The 18,576-nt window shown below is 37.7% G+C and carries 14 protein-coding genes; 6 read left to right on the plus strand and 8 right to left on the minus strand.

Translation table 11 applies throughout. The features are described from left to right. Positions 1–13 precede the first annotated feature (13 nt). The 5 genes from BM361_RS08660 to BM361_RS08680 all read right to left on the minus strand — a co-directional run bounded on the left by BM361_RS08660 (position 14) and on the right by BM361_RS08680 (position 4,909). Positions 14–373 (minus strand): YraN family protein, encoded by a 360-nt coding sequence (locus BM361_RS08660; protein ID WP_074978231.1) that lies wholly within the window; start codon positions 371–373, stop codon positions 14–16. Further along, positions 373–1,245: a S66 peptidase family protein gene (locus tag BM361_RS08665; protein WP_254785767.1), complete on the minus strand. Its 873-nt coding sequence runs from the start codon at positions 1,243–1,245 to the stop codon at positions 373–375. Before BM361_RS08665 ends, BM361_RS08660 begins: the two co-directional genes overlap by 1 nt. Positions 1,246–1,321: 76 nt before the next feature. Next, positions 1,322–3,346, minus strand: a complete 2,025-nt coding sequence (locus BM361_RS08670; protein WP_074978234.1) for an alpha/beta hydrolase family protein — start codon at positions 3,344–3,346, stop codon at positions 1,322–1,324. 77 nt (positions 3,347–3,423) lie between these two features. Beyond that, entirely contained in the window at positions 3,424–4,248 is an 825-nt protein-coding gene (locus BM361_RS08675) for a ZIP family metal transporter (protein ID WP_038267096.1), read from the minus strand. A 4-nt stretch (positions 4,249–4,252) separates the two neighbouring features. Continuing rightward, a complete protein-coding gene (locus tag BM361_RS08680) occupies positions 4,253–4,909 on the minus strand; it encodes a metal-dependent transcriptional regulator (RefSeq protein ID WP_175496558.1) in 657 nt (218 codons plus the stop codon). Between the two features lie 98 nt (positions 4,910–5,007). Here BM361_RS08680 and BM361_RS08685 point away from each other — a divergent pair, with 98 nt between their 5' ends. Further along, positions 5,008–7,350 carry a TonB-dependent receptor gene (locus BM361_RS08685; RefSeq protein WP_074978236.1) on the plus strand — a complete coding sequence of 781 codons (2,343 nt, stop codon included), beginning with the start codon at positions 5,008–5,010 and terminating at the stop codon, positions 7,348–7,350. A gap of 4 nt (positions 7,351–7,354) precedes the next feature. Here BM361_RS08685 and BM361_RS08690 read toward each other — a convergent pair whose 3' ends face one another. Continuing rightward, on the minus strand, positions 7,355–8,329 hold the full coding sequence (locus tag BM361_RS08690; protein WP_074978237.1) for a polyprenyl synthetase family protein: 975 nt from the start codon (positions 8,327–8,329) through the stop codon (positions 7,355–7,357). 131 nt (positions 8,330–8,460) lie between these two features. Here BM361_RS08690 and BM361_RS08695 point away from each other — a divergent pair, with 131 nt between their 5' ends. Genes BM361_RS08695 through BM361_RS08710 form a run of 4 tightly spaced genes read left to right on the plus strand, consistent with a single transcriptional unit; the run spans position 8,461 to position 15,159 of the window. Continuing rightward, complete coding sequence (locus BM361_RS08695; RefSeq protein WP_038267088.1) at positions 8,461–9,063, plus strand: TetR/AcrR family transcriptional regulator; 603 nt, start codon at positions 8,461–8,463, stop codon at positions 9,061–9,063. After that, positions 9,060–10,415, plus strand: a complete 1,356-nt coding sequence (locus tag BM361_RS08700) for a TolC family protein (protein WP_051413546.1) — start codon at positions 9,060–9,062, stop codon at positions 10,413–10,415. The genes BM361_RS08695 and BM361_RS08700 overlap by 4 nt, the downstream gene beginning before the upstream one ends. Before the next feature lie 43 nt (positions 10,416–10,458). Then, positions 10,459–11,631, plus strand: a complete 1,173-nt coding sequence (locus BM361_RS08705) for an efflux RND transporter periplasmic adaptor subunit (RefSeq protein ID WP_038267087.1) — start codon at positions 10,459–10,461, stop codon at positions 11,629–11,631. Positions 11,632–11,634: 3 nt separating this feature from the next. After that, entirely contained in the window at positions 11,635–15,159 is a 3,525-nt protein-coding gene (locus BM361_RS08710; protein ID WP_074978239.1) for an efflux RND transporter permease subunit, read from the plus strand. Between the two features lie 302 nt (positions 15,160–15,461). Here BM361_RS08710 and BM361_RS08715 read toward each other — a convergent pair whose 3' ends face one another. After that, on the minus strand, positions 15,462–17,528 hold the full coding sequence (locus tag BM361_RS08715) for a response regulator (protein WP_051413545.1): 2,067 nt from the start codon (positions 17,526–17,528) through the stop codon (positions 15,462–15,464). Positions 17,529–17,616: 88 nt separating this feature from the next. After that, positions 17,617–18,126, minus strand: a complete 510-nt coding sequence (locus BM361_RS08720) for a DUF456 domain-containing protein (protein WP_038267079.1) — start codon at positions 18,124–18,126, stop codon at positions 17,617–17,619. Between the two features lie 122 nt (positions 18,127–18,248). On the opposite strand from BM361_RS08720, the gene BM361_RS08725 reads away from it, so the two are divergent. Beyond that, positions 18,249–18,576: BlaI/MecI/CopY family transcriptional regulator (locus BM361_RS08725; protein ID WP_074978241.1), on the plus strand; the 328-nt coding region annotated here is incomplete at its 3' end.

The raw sequence follows: 18,576 nt of genomic DNA on the forward strand, positions 1-18,576 counted from the left end.
AAATAAAACAAATTTAGAAATGGTAAAAAGCGTCTTCAAAGTGTTGTATAGTAAGGCTTTCAGAGGTTTTTAGAATGGTGATGATGTCGAATCGTACCTCAACATCTAAATCGTTTTCGTAAACGTAATTATCGATGGCTTTAACCAATAATTTTATCTTTTTCTGCGTAATTGCGTCTTCGGGGTTCTGAAAAACGTTCGTTGAACGTGCCTTTACTTCAATTACACATAAGGTGTTTTCTTTTATTGCGATCAGGTCAATTTCGGCTTTTTGAAATCTATAATTTCTTTCGAGAACTTCATATCCTTTTTTAGTAAGATATTCAGCTGCTAATTGCTCTCCTTTTTTGCCAAGATCATTGTGTGTCGCCATTATAAAAATTCCAATCTGGAATGATCTTTTTTAACAGTTAGTAGGACCTCTTTACCAATAAGAAGTGTTTTATTGTCTTCGATGTGTCCGGCAGGGAAATCAAAAACAATAGGGAAGTTATATGTTGATGTAACATCCAGAATGATTTCTTTTACTGTTTTTCCATACGGAGTGGTGTTGTCTTTAATGTCAGTAAAAGCGCCAACAATCAACCCGGACAGTTGATCAAAATAGCCATTTCGTTTTAAGTTGATAAACATGCGGTCTATGTGATACAGGTATTCGTCCAGATCTTCAATAAAAAGTATTTTATTAGCAGTCTGAATTGAAGATTCGGATCCTAACAGGCTATATAGTATACTTAGGTTACCTCCGACTAATTGTCCTTGTGCAACCCCGCCTTTGTTCTCAGCTGAGGATTTTATTTTATAATCAAGCTTATCTCCTAACAATGCCATTTTTAATGACTGTAACGCCTCCTTGGTGTTCTTTTCAATATTAATGGGCATAGTGGCATGAATACTTGTTAGCCCCAAAGTGTGAAGGTGAGAATGTAGTACGGTAACGTCAGAATAGCCAATAATAGGTTTTGGATTCTTTTTAAAATGAGAAAAGTCTAGTTTGTCAATAATTCTTACAGTTCCATAGCCTCCTCTGGCACACCAGATAGCATCAATCTCCGGATGATCCATTGCATACTGAAATTCTGAAGCTCTTTCTTCATCAGTCCCCGCGAATTGATGATTTTCCAAACCAATGGTTTTACTGATTTTATAATCAAATCCCCATTTCATTAAAAGCATAGTGGCAGCCTCAATTTCAGTAAAATCGATTTTTCTTGCTGTAGATGTAATCCAAATAGTTTTCTTCACCGTATATATGTTTAGATTCAAATTACTAGTTAATAACACGTTTTGATTTAGCAAACCCCGCCCTTCTTAGGTGGGGTTATTTTTTATATTTTTCAAACCATGCTATTGTATGTGCAATCTTGGTAATAAGATTGCTTGGTCTTCCCGCAATATTATGACTTGCGCCTGGTATTTCAACTAATACAGTTTCTTTCTTACGTAATTTTAATGCGTGGTAATATTGCTTTGCTTCGCTGGGAGGGGTTCTTAGATCGTTCATTCCTACCATTACCATTGTCGGTGTTTCTACATTGGCAACTAACGACAGCGGAGAAAACTTCCAGTACCCTTCAACATTCTCCCAGGGTTGTCCGGGGTATCTGTAGTGGGCATATCCGTAATAATTATCTGCTACCAAAGTTTTGCTGATCCAGTTAATTACGGGCTTTGCAACTACGGCAGCATTAAATCGGTTATTTTTCCCAATAATCCATGCGGTCATTATGCCGCCTGCACTTCCGCCGGTTACAAACATATTATTGACATCAACAATTCCCTGGTCTATTAAATGATCTACACCATCCATTACATCATTATAATCTTCTCCCGGATAATTGTTATACAAAAGGTTAGCGAACTCTTCTCCATAGCTGGTGCTTCCTCTTGGGTTTGGATAAAAGACTAAGTAACCCTGCGCTGCATACAATTGCATTTCGGTAGAGAATCGATCACCATAATTGAGAATTGGACCGCCATGGTTTTCCACCAATAGCGGGTATTTTTTTCCTTTTTCATAGTTTGGAGGATAAACAATCCATCCTTGAACATCTCGGTTATCCACTGACGATTTGTACCATACTTCTTCTACTTTTCCCAGGTCTCTGTAAGCTAAAAGGTCGTCATTAAGTTTGGTAATAACTTCTGAAGATTTACCTTTTATAACCGCAATGGCTGCCGGATCGTAAGGAGTGGTTCGTGTATAGGCAATTACTCCCTTGTCAGAAATAGAATACGAACCGCTTGGGTAGGGTCTTCCGACAGTGGTGCCTCCTAAATTATCCGCAATTTTTTTAATATTTCCATTGAGTCCGACGTAACCTATTTTGGAATTGCCTTTGTCGTCATAAGTGAAATAAATTCCTTTCCCGTTTTGGTTCCACTGTATATTTGAAACACTTCGGTCAAGAGTTGCTGTTAATTCTTTTTTATTGGAACCATCAGCACCCATAATATGTAGGGTTCTGTTTTGATAAGCCTGAATTTTGTCATCATTACTGATATAGGCAATATGCTTTCCATCGGGGGAGGCTACCGGATGATAGTCGGGTCCTTTTCTGGAAGTCAATGATTTTATCTCTGTGGTTTCCGTATGAACACTATAAATTTCACTATTTCTAAAATCATATTCCCAATCATCATTTCTATTGCCTGAAAAATAAATGAGTTTACCATCAGGAGACCATGAAATGTTACCACTGTGATTGTAATTACCATGGGTCAGCTGTCTGGCAGAACCGCCATCAGCTGGTAATAAAAAGATGTGATTGTACCCGGGTTTAATATAACCTCTACCATCAGCCTCGTGCTTTAGCCTGTCAGTGATTCTGGGAGCTCCCGACCATTTGGCGCCTTCGGGTTTAGGCGGCATTTTGGCAATTACAGGAGCTTTTTCTGCTATGTTCATTGAAAAAGCAATCCATTCTCCGTCAGGAGACCAGCTTATAGAGGATGGGCTTTTTTCTAATTGGGATATTTTGGCAAATTGCCCTGTCTTAATCCAGTAGATGTAAATTTCCGCGCCTTCATCAGAACTACTCACAAAAGCAATCTTTTCGCCATCTGGCGACCATCTCGGAGTTGACTCTGATGTTTCGCGAGAAGTTAGTTTTGTATGCCCGGTTCCATCGATATTAAGGATCCATAGGTTTCCAAATGATCTGTCTTGCATGATGTCAAAGCCTACCCTTTGATATACGATGGTTTTTCCATCTGGAGAAATTTGTGGATCAGAGGCATACTCTATTTCATAGACATCTAAATATGAGAATGCTTTTTTCTGATTCTGAGCACCCAGGTGCAAAATTGAAAATAGCGTTAAAAAGCCAAGGATAAGATTGCGCATTTGATAAGTTTTAGGTATTAAACTTAGCGAATAATACCTAACCAATCAACAATAATTTATAATTATGGATGCAATGACTATCCCAAAGCAACATCTAATGTCATCATCACCAGAAAACCACCAATAAACCCTAAAGTTGCTATATCGGTAAATTTATCTTGCTGCGTTTCCGGTATTACTTCTTCCACCACTACATAAATCATGGCTCCCGCGGCAAATGCTAATGCATAAGGTAAAGCAGGTGTGAAGAAAGTGACTGCTACCGCACCGATAACCCCGGCAATGGGCTCTACAATAGCTGATAACTGACCATACCAAAAGCTTTTGCGCCTGCTGAGTCCCTGTCTTCTTAAAGGCATGGAAACAGCAATACCTTCCGGAAAGTTCTGTATTCCTATACCCATGGCTAATACCACTGCGCCCGCAATTGATGCTTCAGGAATTCCTGCCGCCACTCCGCCGAATAATACACCTACAGCTAAGCCTTCAGGAATATTGTGTAAGGTGATAGCCAGTACCAGTAAAGTGGTACGATGCCAGCCTGTATCAATGCCTTCTTTGTCACTGGGTTTAAAATTTATGTGAAGATGGGGAAGGAACTTATCCAGAACAAACAGGAAAAGAGCGCCCAATCCAAAGCCCACAACAGAAGGAAGTACTTTTTTGAAACCTTCTCCTTCACTCATTTCAATGGCAGGAGCTAAGAGACTCCAAAAACTTGCAGCTACCATTACTCCTCCAGTGAATCCTAGCATTCCATCCAGAACACTTCTTTTCATTGTTTTGAAAAAGAAGACGAACGAGGCTCCAAGAGCGGTTAAAAACCAGGTAAAAGAAGTTGCTAATAAGGCTCCCCAAACAGGGTCAATCGACTCAAAGAATGAAATTATTTCTTTAAACATTATATTATTTGTTTTTCTTAATGTAAATGTTATTTGCTGTTAAAGCTGATATGTTGATCTGTTCTTGATTAACTCTTATTTGCATAGAGTTATCAAAGGCTTCTTTTTCGATGATTTCGATGATGTCTCCCAGGGATAATTTCAGTTTATCCAGATATTGCAAAAACTCAGAAGAAGAGTTTTCAACCCCGACAAAGACTCCAGATTCCTCAGCTTTACACGATGCGAGAAGTACTTTGTCTAGTTTTTGAATATTACCATGTTTATCGGGAATTGGATCGCCATGTGGATCTACTTTTGGATATTCTAAGAATGAATCGAGTTCCTCTACCAACTTTTCTGACTTAATGTGCTCAAGTTGTTCTGCAACTTCATGGACTTCATCCCAATTGAAATGTAATTTTTCAACGAGAAACACTTCCCAAAGCCGATGTTTTCTGATCACTTTTGCGGCATGAAGTTTTCCGGGCGCCGTGAGTTCCACGCCTTTATATTTAATGTATTTCACAAGGTCTTTTTCAGACAATCGTTTCACCATGTCTGTTACAGATGAAGCTTTGGTGTCCATTTGGTCGGCAATGGCATTCGTCGCAACGACCCCCACACCATTATTTGACAAGTGAAAAATGGCTTTTAAGTAATTTTCTTCAGAACGAGTCATTATACTTTTAAGTTTAGGCAAAAATACATTTTTATTTACAAAAACAAATTTTTAGATTTGCCTAAAAATAATTTTACCTAATTAAAAATTTAAATTAGATGCCACCTAAGTTGTTAGTTTTGGGTTTAGTATTGATGAGTTGCAGTCTGGTATTCTCACAAGAAAAGGGAAGAGTGAAAGGTATTGTAAAGCATGATGGGCACGCGGTTGAATTTGCCAACGTATACTTACCTGAAATAAATGTTGGTGCCGTAACAGATGATTTGGGTGCCTTTGAATTTGCAGTACCGGTTGGAGATTATGAGTTAGTGGTTTCAAGTATAGGGTTTAAAAAGATCACAAAAAAGGTTAAGGTGATTAAGGATGAAACACTCGATTTAGAATTTTATCTCAAAGAAGACGCATTGGGACTTGATCAGGTAGTGGTGTCTGGTTCCCGAAATGAGCAAAATAGAAGAGAGGCTCCGGTGATTGTGTCTGTAACCAGTGAAGAGGTCTTTAAAGCAACCCAGGCCATTTCACTTTCAGAGGGATTGAATTTTCAGCCTGGATTAAGAATGGAAACTAACTGTCAGAACTGTGGGTATTCACAAGTTCGGATGAATGGTTTGAATGGAGCCTATTCGCAAATACTTATAAATAGTAAGCCAATGTTCAGCTCATTAAATGGTGTTTACGGTTTAGAGCAAATACCGGCAAACATTGTAGATCGAATTGAAGTTGTTCGAGGTGGAGGGTCAGCATTGTATGGTTCTAATGCCATTGCAGGAACCATAAATATAATTACAAAAGAGCCAATTGAGAATATGTTTGAAGTAGCCTCTAATGTCGGGTTTATCGACGGTGAAGCTCCTGATAAATCGTTAACTTTAAATGGTTCGATTGTCAATGAAAAAGATTATGCTTCCGGAATAACCTTCTATGGGATGTACAGAGATAGAAATCCTTACGATAAGGATCATGATGGTTTTACCGAATTAACTGAATTAGAAAATAAAACTCTGGGTTTTAACGGGTATTATAAGCCTGGGAAGTATAGTAAATTAAGCGCAGATTTTTTCACTATTTCTGAATTCAGGCGAGGTGGAAATAAGTTGCATCTTCAGCCTTTTGAGTCTGATATAACCGAACAGATAGTGTCTTCTGTGGCAGGGGGCGCTCTTAACTATGATTTATTCAGTCCGGATAATAAACTTAAAACTTCATTTTATGTGTCTGGACAGCATTCTAAAAATGATAATTTCTATGGAGGTAAGGGAGATTCTTTGGAAGAGAGTGTTAAAGGCTATGGGAATTCTGAGAATATAAGCCTTTTGGGAGGAGGACAGTTAAGTAATGACTTTGATGATATATTAGGAATGCAAGGGACATTTACCGGGGGAATTGAGTTTCAGTATCAGGAAACGGAAGATGCCAAACCCGGATATAATGCATTTATAGATCAAATGGTGAGAGTCTATGGTTTCTATGCCCAACAGGAGCTTCAGCTTACAGAGCGTTTAAAGGTGCTGGCTGGATTGAGAGCAGACGTTCATAATTTAACTGAAAAGAGTCTCAATATAAATCCCAGGTTTAACCTTTTATACGATTTACAAGAGACTATGCAATTACGTGCAAGTTATGCCAAGGGATATCGGGCCCCTCAGTATTTCACCGAAGATATTCATGCTACATTGGCTGCCGGGGAAGTTTCTTTCGTTCGATTTGCACCGGGATTAAAATCAGAAACATCGGATAGTTATGTAATGTCTTTAGATTTTGGAAAATCTACCAGGGATTTTGATGTTTTATTCACGGTTGAAGGTTTTTATACACGATTAAACGATCCTTTTATTACTGAAGAAGCTACAGAAGAAGAGCTCATTGCTATGGGTATAGAAGCCTCTGAAGGACAGGTGATTTACTTGAAAAAAAATTCGACCGGAGCTGATGTTTATGGGGTCAATTTTGAAGGGAAATTTGCCCCAAGTGACAAACTTTCATTTCAAACGGGTTTAACCCTGCAAAATTCGGAATACGATGAGGTAGTAGGTTGGAGTGATGACGAATCTGTTGTAGATGAAAGAGCCAAGAACTTTTTTAAGTCTCCCGACTTTTACGGTAATTTTATGATTAATTATCAGCCTGTCCAAAAATGGGAAAACTCCATATCCGGAGTGTATACTGGAGGTATGTATGTTCCGCATATGGCTGGCTATATAGATAGTGACAGGTTAGAAGAAACGCCTTCCTTTTTTGAACTGAATATCAGAACCGCCTATACCTTTGATTTAGCCAATCATTTTCAGTTACAAATTAATGGCGGGATACAGAATATATTTAATAGCTTTCAGGCCGACTTTGATCGGGGAGCAGATCGCGATGCAAATTATGTGTATGGTCCTCAAAGACCAAGAACATTTTTTATCGGATTAAAAATTGGAACTGATCTTAACCGATAGACGGTTACACGGTTCTTCCCATAAGCTGTTCTCCAAACTCTTGTAGAACAGCTTTTTTGTGAACGGGGATATCAAGTGTGTTTAATACCTCAAAGGCTTTTTTTGTGTACTTTTCAATGGCTTCTTCGGTAAGTTTAACAGCTCCACTGTTGTGCATTAAAGCTTTAACACTGTCGATCTTTTCAGCAGGATCTTCAGGAGTCGTGTTGAAAAGTGTTTTTAGTGCTTCAGCCCGGTCATCATCAAGGTTTTCTATAGTTTTAATGTATAAATAAGTTTTCTTGTTTTCGATAATGTCTCCACCAACTTGTTTCCCGAAAGTTTCCGGATCTCCAAAGGCATCTAAATAATCGTCTTTCAATTGGAAGGCTATCCCCAGGTTTAAACCAAAATCATAAATTGCCTGAGCTTGTTCTTCCGTTGTACCAGCTACTATGGCGCCCATTTTCATCGCTGCACCCACTAATACAGCGGTTTTATAGGTGATCATTTTCAGATACTCCGATTCACTGACGTCATTTCTCGTTTCAAAATCAATATCATACTGTTGCCCTTCACAAACTTCAATAGCCGTTTTACTAAAGAGCTTAGCAAGGTCTCTGAATTTTTCAGGAGGGTAATTTTCAAAAAATCTATAAGCTACGATAAGCATGACATCTCCCGAGAGTATCCCTGTATTAAGGTCCCATTTTTCATGTACTGTCTTTTTTCCTCTTCGGAGTGGAGCGTCATCCATGATGTCGTCATGAACCAAGGAGAAGTTGTGGAATATTTCGATGGCAAGTGCTGCGTCTAGTGCCTTAGTGTAATCCTCTCCAAAAACTTCAGTAGTCATTAAGGTTAATACTGGTCTTAACCTTTTGCCACCCAAATTCAAAATATAAACCATCGGTTCGTATAGATTTTTGGGTTCCTTAACTGCAACTTTTTGGTCGAGATAAGCACAAAAGGCCTCTCTGTACGTGGCTATTGACGACATATACTAGATATTTTCGGCTAAAATAATATTTATACCGCCACTCTCAATGATAAATTGAATGTTAAATAACCTTAAAACTTTGGAAACTTTTTTTGTTTTTAAAGTTTCCATGTCTAAATTTGCCCTCAATTATGAAAGAAAAAATTATAGAGAAGGCATCAGACATGTTTTTAACTGTCGGTTTTAAAAGTGTGACAATGGATGATATTGCCAATGAAATGGGGATATCAAAAAAAACAATATATCAGCACTTTAAAAATAAAACCGAACTGGTTGAGGCGTGTACGATGCATAGATGTGATTTCATTACCAATGGAATTAATTGTATTCGTGGCCTCCATAACAACCCTATAGAGGAACTATACGATATCAAGGGATTTGTGTTGTCGAATTTAAAAGATGAAAAATCGTCACCATATTATCAATTGCAGAAATATTATCCAAAGGTTCATGTAGCACTTAGAAGTAAGATATATCAGCAAATGGATAGTTGTATCCTCGAAAACCTTAAACGAGGTGTAGAAGAAGGGTTTTTTAGAAAGGATATTGATGTAGATGTGATTTCAAAATTTTACTTCTATGGAATGATGGAATTAAAAAATGGAGATGTTTTTCCTCCTCATCAATATAGTATGCCCTATCTGATGGAAGTGTTCCTTGATTATTATGTAAGGGGGATTGCAACCGAAAAAGGACTTTTAATACTCAATTCAATAATTAACTCAAAACAATGATAAAAATTAAATTAACCTATTTCTTTTTGTTGATATGCGTAGTCGTATCAGCTCAACAACGGACGTTTTCTTTGGAAGAAGCAGTTGAGTTTGCATTAGAAAATAACCGAACAGCGGTTAATGCAACGAGGGATATAGAAATTGCCGAAAAGCAAAAATGGGAAACCACTGCTATCGGACTACCTCAAATTGACGCAACTGTAGATTATCAAAACTTTTTAAAACAACAGGTGTCGTTAATTCCTGCCGAATTTTTTGGTGGAAACTCAGGTGAGTTCGAAGAAGTTGTATTCGGAACAAAGCAAAATGTAAATGCTACGGCAACTTTATCCCAGTTAATTTTCGATGGCTCTTATTTGGTAGGGCTTCAGTCGGCAAAGGTATTTCTTGAAATTTCTAAAAATGCCAAGGTAAAAACAGATTTAGCTGTACGTACTAATGTAATTAGTGCATATGGAAATGTGCTGGTTGCAGAAGAGAGCGTTAAAATTCTGGAAAAGAACAAAGCAACACTCGAAAATAACCTGTTCGAGACTCAAAAAACATTCGAGAATGGTCTGGCGGAAGAAGAAAGTGTAGAGCAGCTTCAGATTACTTTAACTGAAATCGAAAATGCACTCAATAATAGCATAAGGTTAAGAGATATAGCTTACAAGCTTCTAAGCCTTTCCCTGGGTATTGACGTTACTGAAAAAGTTGATTTAACTGATCAACTGGAAGATCTTACGATTCAGAGTCTTGCTATAGAGTTACAAGATGATACAGCCTTTTCAATGGAGGAGAATATCGATTATAAAATTGCAGCGAATGATGAGCGCTCCAAGGAATTGTTGGTGAAATTGGAAAAGTCAAGAGCACTTCCTTCTTTATCAGGATTTTTAAACGGTGGGTATCAGGCTTACAATGATGAGTTTACCTTTTTTGATAAAGATCAGGAGTGGTTTGGAAGTTCGTTAATTGGACTTACCCTTAATATTCCAATTTTCAGCTCATTAGAACGAACCGCCCGCACCCAACGTGCAAAAATCGAATATGAAAAGTCAAAAACTGATCTTACCGAGGTAGAACAACGCATAAAGCTTGAATTGGCAAATGCTCAAAGTAATTATGAGTTCTCTGTGGAGAAATATAACATCTCCAAAAAAAATCTCAACCTGGCTGAAAGAATTGAAAGAAAGAACCAGATTAAATTTACAGAAGGAATTGCAACTAGTTTTGAATTACGTCAGGCTCAGGTTCAGTTATACTCGTCACAACAAGATTACCTGCAGGCAATGTTAGACGTAATTAATAGCAAAGTTGAACTCGATAATATTGTTTATTCGGGAGATCTGGTGCCATTAGAAGAATAGAAATATAATAAGTATACCAATTAGAATTCAAACAAAACAATCAATGAAAAAGATATATTCACTATTAACCGTAGCCTTTTTATTAGCCTCTTGTGGAGGAGGTAGTAAAAAATCGACTGACGATGTTATTGCGGAAGGAGATTTAACGGCCATTAAAGAAAAACGATCAGAAATAGTTGCTCAATACGATGAACTAGCCTCTGAGTTAAGGACCCTGGATGCAGCTATTTCGAAGTTGGATACAACATCAAAAGTATCACTTGTTACAGCATTAACCACAAAAGACAGCTTGTTTCATCACTATGTTGAATTGCAGGGTAGTGTGGCGACCAAACAAAACATTGTAATTAATGCTGAATATCCAGGTACCTTATTAGATGTGCTCGTTAAGGAAGGGCAAGCAGTGAGAAAAGGACAGGTATTAGCCAGAATTGATGATGGTGGACTCGCAGCACAGTTAGCTCAGTTGGAAGTACAGGCCGAATTAGCAGCCACGACCTATGAGCGTCAAAAAAGATTGTGGGAGCAGCAAATCGGTTCTGAAATTCAGTATTTACAGGCGAAAACACAATATGAGTCTACTAAAAATGCCGTGGCCCAAATGAAAAGCCAATTGGCTAAGACCAGGGTAGTCGCTCCATTCTCAGGAACCATCGATGAAATTATTACGGATGAAGGATCTGTTGTAAATGTTGGAGTTCCTTTAATTCGCATTGTGAACTTGAGCAATATGTATATTGAGACTGAAGTGCCGGAACGATACCTGTCATCGATAAAAGAAAGTACAAACGTAAAAGTGATTTTTCCTGTGTTAGGAGATGAGGTGATAGAAACAAAAGTACGCCAGGTAAGTAATTATATCAATCCAACAAACAGATCATTTAAAATAGAGGTTGCTGTCCCAAATCATAAAGGACTTATCAAGCCTAATTTAACTGCAAAAGTTCAAATTAATGATTATACCAGTGAGCGTGCTATTCTTATCCCGCAAAGTATTATTTCAGAGAATGCTGAAGGCGAGCAATATGTGTATAAAGTTGGTGAAATAAAAGGGGATAGCGTAGCAACCGCTCATAAGGCTATAATTAAGACTGGAAAAACCCAGGGTGATTATGTAGAGGTGATCGAAGGACTTGCCAATGGGGATGTAGTAATACAAGAAGGAGCACGTCGTGTTCAGGAAGGACAAAAAGTAAAAATTTTAGACAACAAATAAGCCATGGCTGATAATAATAAAAAAATAGATAAGGAATTTCGATTATCCTCGTGGGCGATAGATAATAAAACTACGATCTATGTGATGATATCTATCTTCTTGGTACTGGGACTTTCAGCATATTTTGGAATGCCAAGAGAAGATTTCCCTGAGGTAAAGGAAACCAAGATATATATCAGTACCCCTTATCCGGGGAATACGGCTGAGGATATTGAAAAGCTAATTACCGACCCGCTTGAGGAAAGTTTGAAAAACGTAAGTAATGTTGTTGAGATTTTATCTACATCTCAGGAGGATTATGCAATTGTTACCGTTGAGTTCGACGATGGAATTTCGGTAGAAGCTGCTAAGCAAAAGGTAAAAGATGAGGTCGATACCGAAAAAGCAAGTGAAGATTGGCCGGTTTTTAATGGAGCTAAAGTGGAGCCCAATGTTTTTGACCTGAATTTTTCGGAAGAATTCCCAATAATGAATGTGAACTTTTCCGGAGACTATCCTGTCGAAAAGTTGAAAGAATATGCAGAGTATCTTGAAGACAGGATCGAAGATCTTGAAGAAATTAAACAGGTAGATATACGCGGAGCTCAGGAAAAAGAAGTTGAGGTTGCAGTAGACATCTATAAAATGATGGCGGCTAAAGTAAGTTTCGACGATGTTATTAATGCTATTCGCAATGGGAATGTAACCATGTCTGCCGGTAATTTAATTACCAGTGGGCAACGAAGAACCATTCGAATTTTAGGGGAGGTCGAAAACCCAAAGGAGCTGAATAATTTTGTGGTTAAATCAGATAATGGCGCCGTATACCTAAGAGATATTGCTCGTGTTAGTTTTAAGGAAGAGGAGAAAACCACCTATGCAAGAGAGTTTGGGAATAATGTAGTCATGCTCGATGTTAAAAAAAGAGCAGGTAAAAACATGATTGAAGCTGCTGATAAGGTGAAGGCGGTGGTTAAAAAAGCGGAAGAAGATTATTTTCCCGGCGATTTAAAAATTTCCATTACCAGCGACCAATCAGAAAAAACATTAAACCAGGTTAGCGACCTGGTAAATAATATCATATTTGGTATTGTTTTGGTTGTGGGAGTTCTGATGTTCTTCCTTGGATTCAGAAATGCTTTATTCGTTGGTTTTGCAATTCCAATGTCTATGTTTATGTCCTTCATGATACTGAATGGAATGGGATATACACTAAATACCATGATATTATTCGGATTGATCATGGGGCTGGGAATGCTGGTGGATAACGGTATTGTGGTTGTGGAAAATGTGTACCGTTTAATGGAAGAGGAAGGAATGTCCAGAATTCAAGCGGCTAAAAAAGGAATTGGTGAAATTGCATTCCCTATTATCATTTCAACCGCTACCACAGTTGCCGCATTTATACCACTGGGTATGTGGCCTGGGGTAATGGGTGAGTTTATGAAATTTTTCCCGATTACCCTGTCAGTAGTTCTTGGTTCATCACTCTTTGTAGCAATTTTCATTAATTCCATGCTGGTTTCTCAATTCATGGAGATCGGAGAAAAGGTTTTGACCAAAAAACAACTCATTAGATTGAGTCTGATTTTAATACCTCCGGGGATATTTATCTTAATCTTTGGTGGGCCTGTCAGAGGGTTTGGAACGTTAATGATATTTACAGCCGGCATGTTTTGGTTGTATAAATATGTGGTTAAAAAATGGGCGAATCGTTTTCAACGCAATACCTTGGTAAAGTTAGAAAACAAGTACAGAAACTTTCTAAGATACGCCCTCGGCGGTTGGAGACCACGTGCATTTGTGATAGGTACTTTTGCTTTGCTAATAACTGTTTTTATGTTGTTTGGAATGTCTATACGCAGTGGGAGAACTAAAATTGAGTTTTTTCCAGACAATAAACCAAATCAGATCATTGTATATGTAGAATATCCCCAGGGAACAGATATCGATAAAACCAATGCGCTTACAAAGGATATAGAGAAGCGGGTATATGCTGTTCTTAACGAAGATGAGTATAAGAATGGAGGTTATAACTTCATGGTTGAATCTGCGGTTGCTCAGGTAGGTGAAGGAGCTGGAAACCCACAAACGGATGGAGGTTCCTCAGCAGAAATGCCACATCGAAGTAAGATCACCGCTACTATGCGTGAATATAAATTTCGTAATGGTAAGGACTCTGAAGAACTAAGAAAGAAAGTTCAGGAGGCTTTACATGGAATCTATCCGGGTGTTGCAATTTCTGTGGAAAAAGATGCGGTCGGACCTCCTGTGGGATATCCTATTAATATTGAAATAAGTGGTGAAGATTATGACGAATTGATTGTTGTAGCAGAACAAATGCGCGACTTTATCAATAACCGAAATATTCCGGGTATCGAAGAACTTAAAATTGATGTGAATAAAGGGAAGCCTGCAATGAAGGTGATGGTCGACCGGGAAAAAGCCGGAGAACTAGGTGTTTCTGTCGGACAGGTGAGTAATCAGTTAAGACGTTCTTTATTCGGTGAGAAAGCAGGAGTTTACAAGGAGTCCGGAGAAGATTATGATATCAATGTGAGATTCAATCAGGAAGACAGGTATAATAAAAGCGCCTTGTTTAATCAGAACATTATTTTTAGAGATCCTTCTGACGGGCAGATCAAGGAGATTCCTGTATCGGCAGTAACCACTCAAAAGAATACCTCAGGCTTTAGTGCCATAAAACATAGAGACACAAAACGTGCTGTAACTGTTTATTCAGGACTGTCTCCCGGTTTTACAGATGCTGGAGCTGTTGTTGCTGAAATTGAAAGGGAAATGCAAAGCTTTGATACCCCGCAGGGCATAGAATTTGATTTTACCGGTCAGATCGAAGAACAGCAAAAACAAATGCAGTTTTTACTCGGAGCATTTTTTGCCGGACTAGGTTTGATCATGTTATTGCTGGTGTTTCAGTTTAATTCGATCTCTAAGCCAACCATTATAATGATTGCCATTTTCCTGAGTTTAATAGGAGTGTTTGGTGGTTTAATGGCAACGGGATGGTCTTTTGTGATCATGATGACCATGATGGGAATTATATCGTTAGCCGGGATTGTGGTGAATAACGGGGTTGTTCTTCTTGATTACACCCAGTTATTGATAGATCGAAAAAAGCATGAACTCGGCATGGAAGAAAGTGATTTGTTGAATATTGAACAGGTAAAGGATGCTATTGTCGATGGTGGTAGAGCAAGGCTTCGTCCGGTACTTTTAACTGCTATCACAACCATTCTTGGCTTGATCCCATTAGCAATCGGACTCAATATTGATTTCTTCTCCTTGTTCACTAATTTCAACCCGGAAATATATTTCGGAGGAGATAACGTGATCTTTTGGGGGCCGTTGGCATGGACGGTGATTTTTGGACTGTTCGTCGCTACTTTCTTAACTCTAATAATGGTGCCGTTAATGTTCTTAATGGTGTATAAAGTGAAGATATGGTTTAGATCAAGAGTCAATTCTAAAAATGAGAAAAAGGAAGAGAAGACCGAGGTGGCTAAAGAAAAATTAGCATATACCGAATAAACAAAAAACCAGGTTTACCTGGCTTTTTGTTTATTAAAAAATAAAGATCAATTAAATGATTGTCGACGAAATAATTTGTCAGTAATAAAAATGTCTTTATATTTGCTGTCCGGTCATTTTGAAATCGATAAATAATGAGAAAGCAAAATAGCTTTTTCATCAAAAATATAAATAAGAGCTCTCTTACTATTGGGAGCTTTTTTTGACCCATTAATGTTTAGTTGTGTTGTTTATCACGCATTAGCGTGAGGTTTAGTAGTTAAACCAATGAAAGGCTTTTCCGCCGAGGCGGAGGGCTTTTTTTATTTTATCACATGTTGTTCTGCAAAATAATAATACAGTTTTACATAGAGTTTTTTCAATGAGAACGGTTTGGTAATGTAGTCGTTCATTCCAACACTTATAGCTTCATCAATTGCTTCCTTTGTTACATTGGCAGATAATCCAAAAATAATCACATTAGAATCAAATTCTCTTATGAAACGAGTGGCATCAAATCCATCAAGTTCCGGCATATGAATATCCATAAAGATAAGGTCGTAACGATTTGATCGAGCCATTTCAATCGCAACATGGCCATTTTTTGCTACATCCGGATCTTTTATTCCAAAGCGTTCAATCGATTTTTCCAGCACCGTTATGTTTAACTGGTTGTCATCGACAATAAGTACTTTTAAATCCCTTAAATTAAGTGCAGATGAGTTAATCTGTTCCTCCTGCTTGGGTTGCTTGCTTGTTAATGGGAAATGAAGTTTTACTTCAAACTCAGAACCTATTTTTTCCGAGCTGCTTACTTTAATAGTCCCTTTCATTAATTCTAGTAACTGGTAGGTGATGGTTAGGCCTATTCCACCGCCTTCATGTTTTTTTGTTTTTCCGGAATCAACTTGGGTAAACCTATTGAAAATGGAACTTAATTTATTTTTTGGGATGCCAATACCTGTGTCCTTAACTATAATTTTCAGGTATAATTTTTGGAATTCTATACGTTCATCATAAATGATCTCTATTGCTCCATGATCAGTGAACTTGATTGAGTTTCTGATGAGATTGGTGAATATTTGCCCAAATTTACCAGCATCACCAACTACATTATGATGGTTGTTGCGAATGAATTGTAACGAGAGGTTTATTTTTTTATCCTGGGCACTTAGCTTGTAGAGCTCTTTAATGTTTTGTAATTCTTCTGCAGGAGAAAAGACATCTTCCTTTAAAACTGTTTTACCTGACTCTATGCGGTCAAATTCTAAGATGTCATTTATTAAGTTCAGGAGCTTTTTTGAAGAAAGGTCCATCAGGGATAAATACTTTTTATGATTTTCACTTAATTCGGAATCTTTGAGCACCTCGATGAATCCTAAAATTGCATTAAGCGGAGTACGGATTTCATGACTCATATTAGATAGAAACTCGGTTTTGGCCTTCGATGCTTTTTCAGCTTTTAACCTTTCTTTCTGCAAAGATTGATTTAAATGAATCAGGCGTTCGTTAGACTCGTAGACCTTTTTGTTTTCCTTTCGGGTAGACATGTAAAAGTATATCAGGAGACTGGTCAATATAGAGAACATCAGCCCTGCGGCTAGCGATAGATTCGCAATCTGCTTCTTATTAATTATGGGATGCTGGTTGAGAGGAGAGAACCAAAAGGTCCACTCTTTATTATCCAGTCCACTTAATTTTACAAGCCTTTTTACAAAATGCTGTTCTTTAAAACTGCTGGTTTCAAGCTTGTTGTATTCATAGAAGGTTGTTTGGTTCTGATCTTTTATTAATACCGCATATTCTTCTTCTAAACTACCAAGAATAAAATTAAAATCAGATGTAAAGTCCATCCCGGCAGTAATCGTACCTTGAAACTTATCATCAAAAAATACGGGAATATCTACCAAAAATGCATTTCCACCTTGCGTCATAGTGGCCCATGGAGTTATATTGATGGTGGAGTCTTTAACGTGCTTTTTCCATTCATCGGCGCGGTATTCTACTTTGGAAATGTCTAGATTTAGTGCTTTTTCATTTCCCTTCTCAGGGACTATTTTTTTAATGACCATCGAACTGTCAATCCATTCGATGAACTGAAAGGAATGGTTTTGCTTTAGAATTACAGAAGCATCTTCATTCCAGTATCTATAGTACATTCCATCGGTTAATTCCAGTCTGTTTTTCAGATTGTTGAGTTCAATAATATCATTATATACTATATGGGTGAACTCTTTGATTGTTTGAATACTTGTGGAGTTTAATTCCTTCTCTAACTCATTGTCGATGGTTTCAATGAAAATGCCATATAAAAAGTACGCTACACATGTGAGGAGGACAAATGTAGAAATCGAGATAATGTGCCTTTTTTCAAATCGTGGAAGGGGCATAGTTGTTTGTACGTTTGGGATACAAAAAAACTCATTTTTTATTTAAAACTCCCTAAAAGTAAGTAATTTATGTTTGAATCAAAAAATATCAAAAACTAAACAAGGCTTCACTATTCGTGATAATTACTTTAATAAAGATAACAAGGTAGGCTATGGCCACAGCAAACTTCAAAAAAGTACCGGTTAAAAAGCCAATAAAGGAACCAAAAGCAGACTTTAAGGCATTCTTAGAATCAGCCTTATTAATCAATTCGCCAACAAATGCACCAATAAAAGGCCAGATGATAATTCCTAATATACCTAATACCGGAAATATGATAGCGATCACCAAACCTACAGTAGTACCAATCATTCCAGCTTTGGAGCCTCCGAATCGTTTGGTCCCTACGACAGGAATAATATAGTCTAAGACAAGAATCAGGATAGCTATCACAAGTGTTATGCCTAAAACCCACCAGTTATCGGGTACAGATTTAGTGAGGTATAGAAATAACAGACCTACCCAGCTTAACGGTGGACCAGGTAGAACAGGTAAAAAACTACCCAGAATGCCTAAAATTATGAATACAAAACCTAATGCTAAAAAGAGGATGTCCATGTACTATTTTATTTGTTTGACGAAGATATAGAATCTTTGTTACATATATTTTATAACTAAATAATTAGTTTAAACTAAAAAATTAGTTATATTTGTATTAATAAACTAAAACATTAGTTGATATGAAACAACTAACAAAAGCCGAGGAAGAGATCATGCAGTGGCTGTGGACTTTAGAAAAAGCCAATGTAGCCACAATCATTGAGAATTTGCCGGAGCCAAAACCCGCCTATAATACAGTTTCTACGATTATTCGAATCCTGGAAAGCAAAGGCTTTGTAGGGCATGAAAAAGAAGGGAAGGGGTATGTGTATTATCCGCTGTTAAAGAAAGAGGAGTACAGCAATCAATCGCTTAATAAGCTAATGGACAATTACTTTCAGGGTTCCTTTAAAAGTATGGTTTCGTTCTTTGTCAAGAAGAATGACATCAGCCTGAAAGAGATGGAAG

The sequence above is a fragment of the Zhouia amylolytica genome, from assembly GCF_900116365.1.
In the GTDB taxonomy this organism is placed as follows: domain Bacteria; phylum Bacteroidota; class Bacteroidia; order Flavobacteriales; family Flavobacteriaceae; genus Zhouia; species Zhouia amylolytica.

What these genes read in the sequence shown, in the direction of transcription:
- BM361_RS08660 (WP_074978231.1), bottom strand. Translation starts at nt 373, where the DNA reads ATGGCGACACACAATGATCTTGGCAAAAAAGGAGAGCAATTAGCAGCT.
- BM361_RS08670 (WP_074978234.1), bottom strand. Translation starts at nt 3,346, where the DNA reads ATGCGCAATCTTATCCTTGGCTTTTTAACGCTATTTTCAATTTTGCAC.
- BM361_RS08675 (WP_038267096.1), bottom strand. Translation starts at nt 4,248, where the DNA reads ATGTTTAAAGAAATAATTTCATTCTTTGAGTCGATTGACCCTGTTTGG.
- BM361_RS08680 (WP_175496558.1), bottom strand. Translation starts at nt 4,909, where the DNA reads ATGACTCGTTCTGAAGAAAATTACTTAAAAGCCATTTTTCACTTGTCA.
- BM361_RS08685 (WP_074978236.1), top strand. Translation starts at nt 5,008, where the DNA reads ATGCCACCTAAGTTGTTAGTTTTGGGTTTAGTATTGATGAGTTGCAGT.
- BM361_RS08690 (WP_074978237.1), bottom strand. Translation starts at nt 8,329, where the DNA reads ATGTCGTCAATAGCCACGTACAGAGAGGCCTTTTGTGCTTATCTCGAC.
- BM361_RS08695 (WP_038267088.1), top strand. Translation starts at nt 8,461, where the DNA reads ATGAAAGAAAAAATTATAGAGAAGGCATCAGACATGTTTTTAACTGTC.
- BM361_RS08700 (WP_051413546.1), top strand. Translation starts at nt 9,060, where the DNA reads ATGATAAAAATTAAATTAACCTATTTCTTTTTGTTGATATGCGTAGTC.
- BM361_RS08705 (WP_038267087.1), top strand. Translation starts at nt 10,459, where the DNA reads ATGAAAAAGATATATTCACTATTAACCGTAGCCTTTTTATTAGCCTCT.
- BM361_RS08710 (WP_074978239.1), top strand. Translation starts at nt 11,635, where the DNA reads ATGGCTGATAATAATAAAAAAATAGATAAGGAATTTCGATTATCCTCG.
- BM361_RS08715 (WP_051413545.1), bottom strand. Translation starts at nt 17,528, where the DNA reads ATGCCCCTTCCACGATTTGAAAAAAGGCACATTATCTCGATTTCTACA.
- BM361_RS08720 (WP_038267079.1), bottom strand. Translation starts at nt 18,126, where the DNA reads ATGGACATCCTCTTTTTAGCATTAGGTTTTGTATTCATAATTTTAGGC.